Genomic DNA, 8394 nt, shown 5'->3' on the forward strand with positions numbered 1-8394 from the left:
CGGATGCGCAACTACGGCGAAACCTGCGCAATGGCCGCGTTGGCGCGGTCGCGACTTGCGTCGGTTCGGGCGAGACGCTCCGCTCACGGGTCGATCCCATCGGTCTGGAAACGAAAACGCCGCCGCGAAACCGCGACGGCGTCGTAGCGCAGCCAAGGCCCCTCGCTCAGGTCTGCACGCCGTCCTCGATCGCGATGTGGTGCGCGCGCAGCCAATCCTGGATCGCGTCGAGGTCGCGTTTGGCCTCGCCCTTGAGCAGGCGCTCGTCGCTCATGTACAGGTAGCGCTGGAACGTCGCGCCGGCGCGGTCGCGCGCGTGCGGGTCGGCGCCGGCCTTGAGGAAGGCCAGGACCGAGGCGGTGTCGTTGATCTGCGCGGCGATCAGCAGCGGCGTGCCGCCCTGGCGGTCGGCGGCGCGCAGGTCGGCGCCGGCGCTCAGCAGGCGCGCGATGTTGTCCTTGCGCCGCGCCTTCAGCGCCGAAAACAGCGGCGGCGCGTGGTTGACCGCGTTCGGCGTGTTGGCGTCGGCGCCGGCCTTGAGCAGGTGTTCGAGGAAATAGTCGCTGGAGGATTCCGCGGCGGTGTGCAGCGCGGTGTTGCCGCTTTCGTCGTGGCGGCGGTAGTCGGCGCCGGCGGCCAGCAGCGCGTCGAAGCCGGAACGGCTGCCGCTGCGGATCGCCCATTGCAGCAGGGTCACGCCGTGCTCGCCCTGGGCGTTGGGATTGCCGCCGGCGGCGAGCAGTTCGCGCAGCAGCTTGGCGTCGCCCTCGCGCACCGCCTCGGCCAGCTGGGCGTTGCCGCTGGCGGCGAAGATCTTCTGGGTCATCGGATCGGGTCCTTGTCGTGCGCAGGCGGCGCAGGCGGCCAGCATCAACGCGCCGAGCAGCGCGGCGCGCAGCAGCGGCGCGCGCTGCGTCGTCGCAGTGCGCGCCGGGCGGCGCTCGTCGCAGGCGGAGCGGGAAGTACGGCGGAGTGAGGGCATGGGCTCAGCATAGGTCAGCGCGCGCGACGGCCGCAACGCGGCGGCCGTGTGCGTTCACCCCATTCGGGTTCGCGGGGTTCGAAGGGTTTGGCGGTCTCGCGGCCGTCCTCAGAACCAGCTCTTGACCCAGTTCACGCCCGCGTCGACCCCGTCGCTGATGGCTTCGCCGGTAGCCTCGGCCACGTCGGTCAGGCCCTGGGCGGCGTCGCCGGCCAGGTCGACCACGCCTTCGCTGACCGTGCCCAGGCCGTCGGCGACCCAGCCGACCGCGTCGCCGCCGAATTCGGCGACGGTGTCGACCACCTCGCCGGTGCCTTCGACGAAGCTCGCCACGCCGTTGAACGGCGTCTCCAGACCAGTGAACTCGCCCAGGTCGCGCAGCACGCCGCCGCCGAAGTTGGCCACATCGGTCGACAGGTCGCCGACCAGGTTCAGCGTGCCCTTGCCCATGTCGCCGACGGCGTTGAAGCCGCCTTCGATCACGTCGCCGGCGATGTCGAAGCTGCCTTCGACGTAATCGCCCTGGGCGAACTTGGTGTCGATGACCTCGCCGATGTCGTCGACCTTGTTGGAGACGTCGTCGATGACGTCGCCGACCATGGTCGAACCGTTCTCCAGGATGCTGCCGAAGCCGTTGAACACGAATTCGGCGCCGCGCTCCAGGGTGTTGTCTTCCAGCTTGCCCGCATCCAGGAACATGCCGTCGGGGCGGTACGGCGTTTCGGTGCGCAGCGCTTCGACGTAGGAGGCGCCGTCGCCGCCGCCGCCGTGGGTCTCGGCCGGATTGAACGGCGAAATGCCGTCGGGAACGTCGACGCGGAATTCGCGGCCGACCGCATCGGGCGCCATGTTGAGGATCGGCACGTCCTGCTGGACGGTGTTGAGCGGCTCGTAATTGACCACGTAGCGGCGGATCTGGCCGCTGTCGGCGGTTTCGCTGCGCACCGCGTTGGGATTGAAGCCGAGGTCTTCGAGCGTGTCGTTGCTCAGGCCGGAAGAGTTGAAGGTGACGCCGGCCGAGTCGGTGGCGAGGGTCGCCGCCGAGGCCAGGCCGCCGCCGAGCGACTGCCCGGCGAACGCGACGTTGCCGTCGCCGAACACCGCTTCGGCGCGGCGGCCCAGCGCCATCGCCTGGCTGTATTCCTGGGTCTGGAAGCCCGCGCCCTGGCCGAGGTTGTCGTCGGAATCGCCGCCTTCGCCCACGCCCCAGTCGTTGGTGCCGGCGAAGGCGACCACGTACTGGCCCTTGTCGTTCTGGTAGATCGCCGCGCGGAAGCCGCTGGTGGGGTCTTCCAGTTCGGACGGATCGATCGGGATCTCGCGGCCCTGGTTGTCGACCAGATGGTCGCCTTGCGGCTGCAGGCGATCCCAACCGGCGGCTTCGAGTTCCTTGCCGGACTGAGTGCCGGTGGCGACGTTGGTCCCCGGCACGTCCGTGGGAATCTGCGTATAGACGTCGTTCGCCATCTGCGCGAACTGCAGGTCCGAACCCTTCTGCGGGTTCTGCCCGGCGATCTGGTCGGCGAACTTGCCGTCGCCTGGGGGCAGCGGCGGCGGCGGGGGCGGCGGCGGCGGGACATAGACCGGCGGCGGCGGGTTGTAACGAACCGAGTAATCCGCGTAGATCATGGCCTGAGCCCCTGTCCCGATGCGTGGTGGTGTGGTGCCACGATGCGCCCCTGCGAGGGGGTACGGAAAGCTGGGACGGACCCTAGGCCGAGCCGCCGCGGTTGCGACCGGCGCCGGGGTCCGGCGGGTTCTTCCCAGGGTCCGCCCGGGGTCGCCCGGGGTCGCCCGGGGTCGCCCGGGGTCGCCCGGGGTCGCCATAGGGTCAGCCGCAGGTCGGCCGGAACGCGCCGGGCCGACTGCCGTCGCCGGCTCAGTCCATCAGCACCACCGGCTTGCCGAGCGCGCGGGCGCCGGCCATCGCGGCGATCGCGCGGGCGCCGTCGTCGAAGCCGTAGCGCTCGCCGACCACCGGCGCGATCCGGCGCGCTTCGAGTTCGTCCAGATACGCGCGCAAATCGGCGAGGCTGCCGACGCTGACGCCGTGCAGATTGAGCTGGCGGGCCATGATCGGGCCGATCAGGTTGCCGGCCACGTCCATGCTGTCGAGAAAACCGATCAGGGCGATGTGGGCGTTGTCGGCGGCGGCGCCGAGCAGCCCCAGCAGCTGCTGCCCGCCGACGACATCGACGATGCCGTCGACGCCGCGGCCATCGGTGAGCTTGCGCACCGCGGCCGCGAGATCGGGCGCGGCGCGGTAGTCGATGGTCGCGCGCGCGCCGAGCGCGCGCAGCCGTTCGGCCTTGGCCGCATCGCCGGTGGTGGCGATCACGTCCAGCCCGCGCGCGGCCGCCAGCTGCAGCGCCATCAGCGACACGCTGCCGCTGCCCTGCACCAGCACGCTGGCGCCGGGCGCGAGTTCGAGCTTGCGCAGCGCGCTCCAGGCGGTCAGGCCCGACACCGGAAGCGTTGCGGCGGCCGCGTCGTCGAGGTAGTCCGGCACCCGCGCGATCGCCGCGGCCGGCAGCACGATCTGGCGCGCCAGCCAGCCGTCGAGCGGGCCGCCGAGCTTGCTGAGGTGGTTTTCGGACTTGAACGGGCCATCCAGCCACGCGGTCGTGTAGTGGCCGATCACCCGCTCGCCGAGGGCGAAACCGCCGACGCCGGCGCCGAGTGCGTCGATCCGGCCGACACCGTCGGACAGCGGCACGAACGGGCGCGGCAGGTCGGCCTGGTAGCGGCCGGTGGCCAGGGCGTAGTCGCGGTAGTTGACCGAGGCGGCGGCGACGCGGATGCGCACCTCGCCCGGGCCGGGCTGCGGCTCGGGCAAATCGACGCGGCGCAGGGATTCCAGGGTGGTGCCTTGCAGTTGGAAAGCGTCCATGACGGGCTCCGTAGGGGCTGGGGTCGGGACGCACAGGCTATTATTGAGCGTTGAAGCGATATAGGATTTCGCCGACAACTCATCATTGATTCATTCTCAATAATGATCGGCGGCCTGTACTCCGAGCTCGAAGCCTTCGAGGCGATCCTGCGCCACGGCAGCTTCACCGCCGCCGCGCGCCAGCTCGAGGTCACGCCCGGCGCGATCACCCGCCGGCTCAACGCGCTGGAGGCGCGCCTGAGCGCCAAGCTGCTCAACCGCTCCACCCGCCGCCTGAGCCTCACCGAGGCCGGCCGCGACTACCACGCCGAGGTGGCGCCGGCGCTGGCGCAGATCCTCGCCGCCGGCGAGCGCGTGCACGACCGCGCCGCGCAGCCGCGCGGCGAGCTGCGGGTGTCGCTGCCGATGAACTTCGGCCGGATGTACGTGATGCCGCGCCTGGGCGAATTCCTCGACCGCCATCCGGGCATCGCCCTGGACGTGCAGTTCGACGACCGCTTCGTCGACCTGGTCGGCGAAGGCTTCGACTGCGCGATCCGGATCGGCGCGCTGGCCGATTCGCGCCTGGTCGCGCGGCGCATCGCCCAGACCCGGCGCATCCTGGTCGCCGCGCCGGCCTATCTGGCCCGGCGCGGCGCGCCGGCGGCGCCGGAGCAGCTCAGCGAACACGAGTGCCTGCACTACACCTTGTTCCGCGACGCGGCGACCTGGGAGTTCCACGGCCGCGGCGAGACCCTGCGCATTCCGGTCGGCGGCCGCCTGCGCGCCAACTACGGCGTGCCGCTGGTCGACGCGGCGCTGCGCGGCGACGGCATCCTGCAGACCGCGACCTTCGCCGTGGCCGAGGAACTCGCCGCCGGCCGCCTGGTCGAGGTGCTGCCGCAGTGGAGCCTGCGGCCGATCGGCATCCACGCGGTCTATCCGGGGCGCGAGTACCGGCCGCGCAAGGTCGAGGCGTTCGTGGCGTTCGTGGAGGAGATCATCGGCGCGCCGGCGGTGTGGGACCGGATCCTGGCCGCCTGAGCGCGCGCTGGCCGGCGTCGACGCGCTGCGGGTCCGTGATCGAAGTCCGTCACGCATCGATACGAACGCCGCGTGCGCCCATCATTCCGTTTTAGCGCCGTTTGCTGAAAGCTTTGTCCACCTTCGCCCTCCCCGCCGCATGAGCTCCCCCGCCAACGCCCCCGCGCCCGCCGTCCCCGCCGCCGCTTCCACCAACCGGCGCCGCGCGCTGTCGATGCTCGCCAGCCTGGCGATCCTGGCGCTGGCGCTGCATGCGCTGGCGGGGGAATTCAGCGGGCATGGGGTGAGGGCGATCAAGGAGGCTTTCCGGGAGCTTGATTCTCTTCGTATCGCCTTGGCGTTTCTGCTGGGCCTCGCCAGCTATGCCTGCTTGGTTGGCTTCGACGCGATCGGCCTGCGCCGCAATGCGGCCAAGGTCAAGCCGGTGCGGCTGATCCTCACCGCCTTCCTCGCCAACGCGGTCGGCCACACCCTGGGCTTCGCCGCGCTGACCGGCGGCGCGGTGCGCCTGCGCGGCTACGGCGCGGCCGGGCTGTCGCTGGCCGACATCGGCCAGGTCGTGCTGATGAGCACGCTCGGCTTCGTGTTCGGCGCCTGGGTGCTGCTGGCCTGCGCGCTGATGTTCGAACCCGCGCCGGCGGCGCTGCTGCTGCCGCTGGGCGAGGACGCGATCCGCTTCGCCGGCGGCGCGGTCGCCATCGCCTTCCTCGGCCTGTTGATGCTGGTCGGCCGCGACGGCCGCACCCTGCGTTTTCGCGAACACGCGCTGTGGCTGCCCGACCGCCGCACCGTGCTCAGCGTGACCGCGCTGAGCGTGGTCGAGCTGGCGCTGGCCGGCGGCGCGCTGTACGTGCTGCTGGCGCCGGCGATTCCGGCCGAATCGGGGACGGGCTTCGTCGGCTTCGTCGGCTTGTACCTGGTGGCGGTGCTGGCGGGCTTGGTGTCGAGCGTGCCGGCCGGCATCGGCGTGTTCGAATGGAGCCTGCTCAAGCTGCTGCCCAGCGTCGCCCCGGCCAGCCTGCTGGCCGCCGCGCTGGCCTATCGCATCACCTACTACGCATTGCCGCTGGTGCTGGCGACCGTGCTGGGCGGGTTCGGCGCCGCGCGCGGGCCGGTGGCGCAGAGCGCCGGCGCGCTACGCACCGGCTGGCTGGCGATCCGGCCGTGGCTGCCGCATGTGATCGCGCTGGCCGCGTTCGTGCTCGGCGCGGCGCTGATCCTCGACGGCACCCTGCCCAAGCCGCAGCACCGCCTCAGCCACGCGCCGCTGCCGCTGATCGAGACCTCGCAGCTGCTCGCCAGCCTCGGCGGCGTCGGCCTGCTGCTGATCGGCCAGGGCCTGCAGCGGCGCAGCCATTCGGCCTGGGCGCTGGCGCTGGGCGTGTGCATCCTGCTGCCGCTGCCGTCGTGGCTGCGCGGCGGCCACTGGCTGCTGGCGCTGGCGCCGCCGCTGGTGGCGCTGGCGCTGTGGGCGGCGCGGCGCGAGTTCTACCGCCAGGGCGCGCTGCTCGACGAGGCCTGGTCGTGGCGCTGGCTGCGCAACCTCGGGCTGGTGCTGATCGCGGCGATCTGGCTGCTGTTCTTCGCCTACAGCCACGTCGAATACCGCAACGAGCTGTGGTGGGAATTCCTGGTCTCCGGCAACGCGCCGCGCGCGCTGCGGGCGATGCTGCTGGTCAGCGTGGCGGTGATCGCGTTCGGCCTGGCGCGGCTGCTGCACGCCGCGCGCACCGCGCTGCCGGCCGCCGGCGCGGACGAACTCGACGCGATCCGCCCGATCCTGGCCCAGGCCGAGGACAGCCAGGCGCACCTGGCGCTGACCGGCGACAAGGCGCTGCTGATCGATCCGCAGCAGCGCGGGCTGCTGATGATCCAGCGCTACGGCGGCTCGCTGATTTCGATGGGCGACCCGATCGGCCCGCCGGAGGTCGCGCGCGAGCTGATCTGGCGCTTCCGCGAAGAGGCCGACCGGCTCGGCGTGCGGCCGGTGTTCTATCAGGTCGGCGAGCAGTACTGGCAGACCTATCTCGACCTCGGCCTGACCCTGGTCAAGCTCGGCGAGGAAGCGCTGGTGCCGCTGACCGACTTCAACCTGCAGGGCCCCAACCGCGCCGACCTGCGCCAGGCCTGGAACCGCGGCAAGCGCTCGGGGCTGAGCTTCCGCGTGGTGCCGGCCGACCAGGTCGCGCCGCTCCTGCCGGCGCTGGAGGACATCTCCGACGATTGGCTGGAACTCAAGTCAGGCGAAGAGAAAGGCTTCTCGCTCGGCAGTTTCGACGAGGCCTATCTGCAACGCCTGCCGGTGGCGCTGATCGAGCACGAAGGCCGCATCGTCGCCTTCGCCAACGTCTGGAACGCCAGCAACGGCCGCGAACTGTCGATCGACCTGATGCGCCACGCCAGCGACGCGCCCAAGGGCACGATGGATTTCATGTTCGCCGAACTGCTGCTGTGGGGCCGCGAGCACGGCTTCGAGCGTTTCTCGCTCGGCATGGCGCCGCTGTCGGGGCTGGCCCAGCACCGCCTGGCCGGGCGCTGGAACCGCTTCGCCAACCTGATCGCGCGCCACGGCGAGCGCTTCTACGGCTTCGTCGGCCTGCGCCGGTTCAAGGCCAAGTTCGATCCGGTCTGGCGCACCCGCTATCTGGCCGCGCCGGGCGGCATGCACTTACCGGCGGCGCTGCTCGACGTGACCCGGCTGATCTCGCTGGACCCGCGCCGCCACGACGACGGCGAGCGCCGGGTCGCGCGCTTCCCCAGCAGCGCGCCGGCTCAGGGCGACGGCGGCGCCGAGGCGGCCGCAGTCGCGATTCCGGCCGCCGCCAGCACCCGCGCGGCGACGCCGTCGTAATCGCCGTCGACGTGGTGGTCGCCGTGCATCTTCTCGATCCGCACCCCGCCCGCGGGCAGATGCGGGCATAGCGCGTCGCCGTCCTCGCTGCCGTAGATGCACAGCACCTGCGCTGCCGGCATCTTCGCCACCTGCGGCGCGATCGGCAGGCCCTGGCCGCTGCTGCCGATCCAGTTGCTGAGGTGGAATTCGTATTCGGCCTTCTGCCCCGGCGACAGCAGCGCGGTCAGCCGCACCAGTTCGCGCGTGGCCTGCGGCAGCTGGTTGTAGCCGCCCGGCAGCACGTCGGCGCCCTGCGAGAAGCCGACCAGGATCACCCGCTGGCGTTTCCACTGCGCGCGGTAGTAGCGCACGATGCGGTCGAGATCGGCGCCGAAGCTCTGCGGCGTGCGCGGGGTCCAGAAATAACGCAGCGAATCCACCCCGACCACCGGCACGCCGGCTTCGGCCAGGCGCTTGCTCACGCTCTTGTCCACATCGGCCCAGCCGCCGTCGCCGGAGACGAATACGGCGAAGGTGTCGGCGTTGCCGCCGGCCTGCGCCGGCATCTCGTTGACCGGCAGCCCGGCCAGGTCGGCCGGCGGCGGCGGCAGGCTGGCGTGGCGCTGCGCGCCGAGCGAGACCAGCGCCGCGCGCAGCCCCGGCAGC

General features: G+C 71.7%; 5 protein-coding genes and 1 pseudogene. 2 read left to right on the top strand and 4 right to left on the bottom strand.

The features are described from left to right. Positions 1–166: 166 nt before the first annotated feature. The 3 genes from A7A76_RS13590 to A7A76_RS13600 all read right to left on the bottom strand — a co-directional run bounded on the left by A7A76_RS13590 (position 167) and on the right by A7A76_RS13600 (position 3872). Positions 167–982: an ankyrin repeat domain-containing protein gene (locus A7A76_RS13590; RefSeq protein ID WP_206411686.1), complete on the bottom strand. Its 816-nt coding sequence runs from the start codon at positions 980–982 to the stop codon at positions 167–169. 108 nt (positions 983–1090) lie between these two features. Continuing rightward, a complete protein-coding gene (locus tag A7A76_RS13595; protein ID WP_206411687.1) occupies positions 1091–2611 on the bottom strand; it encodes a hypothetical protein in 1521 nt (506 codons plus the stop codon). Positions 2612–2861: 250 nt separating this feature from the next. Then, the gene (locus A7A76_RS13600) at positions 2862–3872 is read right to left on the bottom strand and encodes a zinc-dependent alcohol dehydrogenase family protein (protein WP_206411688.1); all 1011 of its coding nucleotides are present in this window, start codon (positions 3870–3872) and stop codon (positions 2862–2864) included. A gap of 102 nt (positions 3873–3974) precedes the next feature. Here A7A76_RS13600 and A7A76_RS13605 point away from each other — a divergent pair, with 102 nt between their 5' ends. Together A7A76_RS13605 and mprF are read left to right on the top strand one after the other, a co-directional pair. Continuing rightward, positions 3975–4895: a LysR family transcriptional regulator gene (locus A7A76_RS13605; RefSeq protein ID WP_206411689.1), complete on the top strand. Its 921-nt coding sequence runs from the start codon at positions 3975–3977 to the stop codon at positions 4893–4895. Positions 4896–5034: 139 nt separating this feature from the next. Continuing rightward, a pseudogene (mprF, locus tag A7A76_RS13610) lies at positions 5035–7620 on the top strand (bifunctional lysylphosphatidylglycerol flippase/synthetase MprF); the annotation flags it as partial. A 47-nt stretch (positions 7621–7667) separates the two neighbouring features. Here mprF and A7A76_RS13615 read toward each other — a convergent pair. Then, positions 7668–8394: virulence factor family protein (locus A7A76_RS13615; RefSeq protein ID WP_206411691.1), on the bottom strand; the 727-nt coding region annotated here is incomplete at its 5' end.

Source organism: Lysobacter enzymogenes, assembly GCF_017168095.1.
Taxonomy (GTDB): domain Bacteria; phylum Pseudomonadota; class Gammaproteobacteria; order Xanthomonadales; family Xanthomonadaceae; genus Lysobacter; species Lysobacter enzymogenes_D.

Excerpts from the sequence above, each read along its gene's own strand:
- A7A76_RS13605 (WP_206411689.1), top strand. The coding sequence starts at position 3,975 with ATGATCGGCGGCCTGTACTCCGAGCTCGAAGCCTTCGAGGCGATCCTG.
- A7A76_RS13595 (WP_206411687.1), bottom strand. The coding sequence starts at position 2,611 with ATGATCTACGCGGATTACTCGGTTCGTTACAACCCGCCGCCGCCGGTC.
- A7A76_RS13590 (WP_206411686.1), bottom strand. The coding sequence starts at position 982 with ATGCCCTCACTCCGCCGTACTTCCCGCTCCGCCTGCGACGAGCGCCGC.
- A7A76_RS13600 (WP_206411688.1), bottom strand. The coding sequence starts at position 3,872 with ATGGACGCTTTCCAACTGCAAGGCACCACCCTGGAATCCCTGCGCCGC.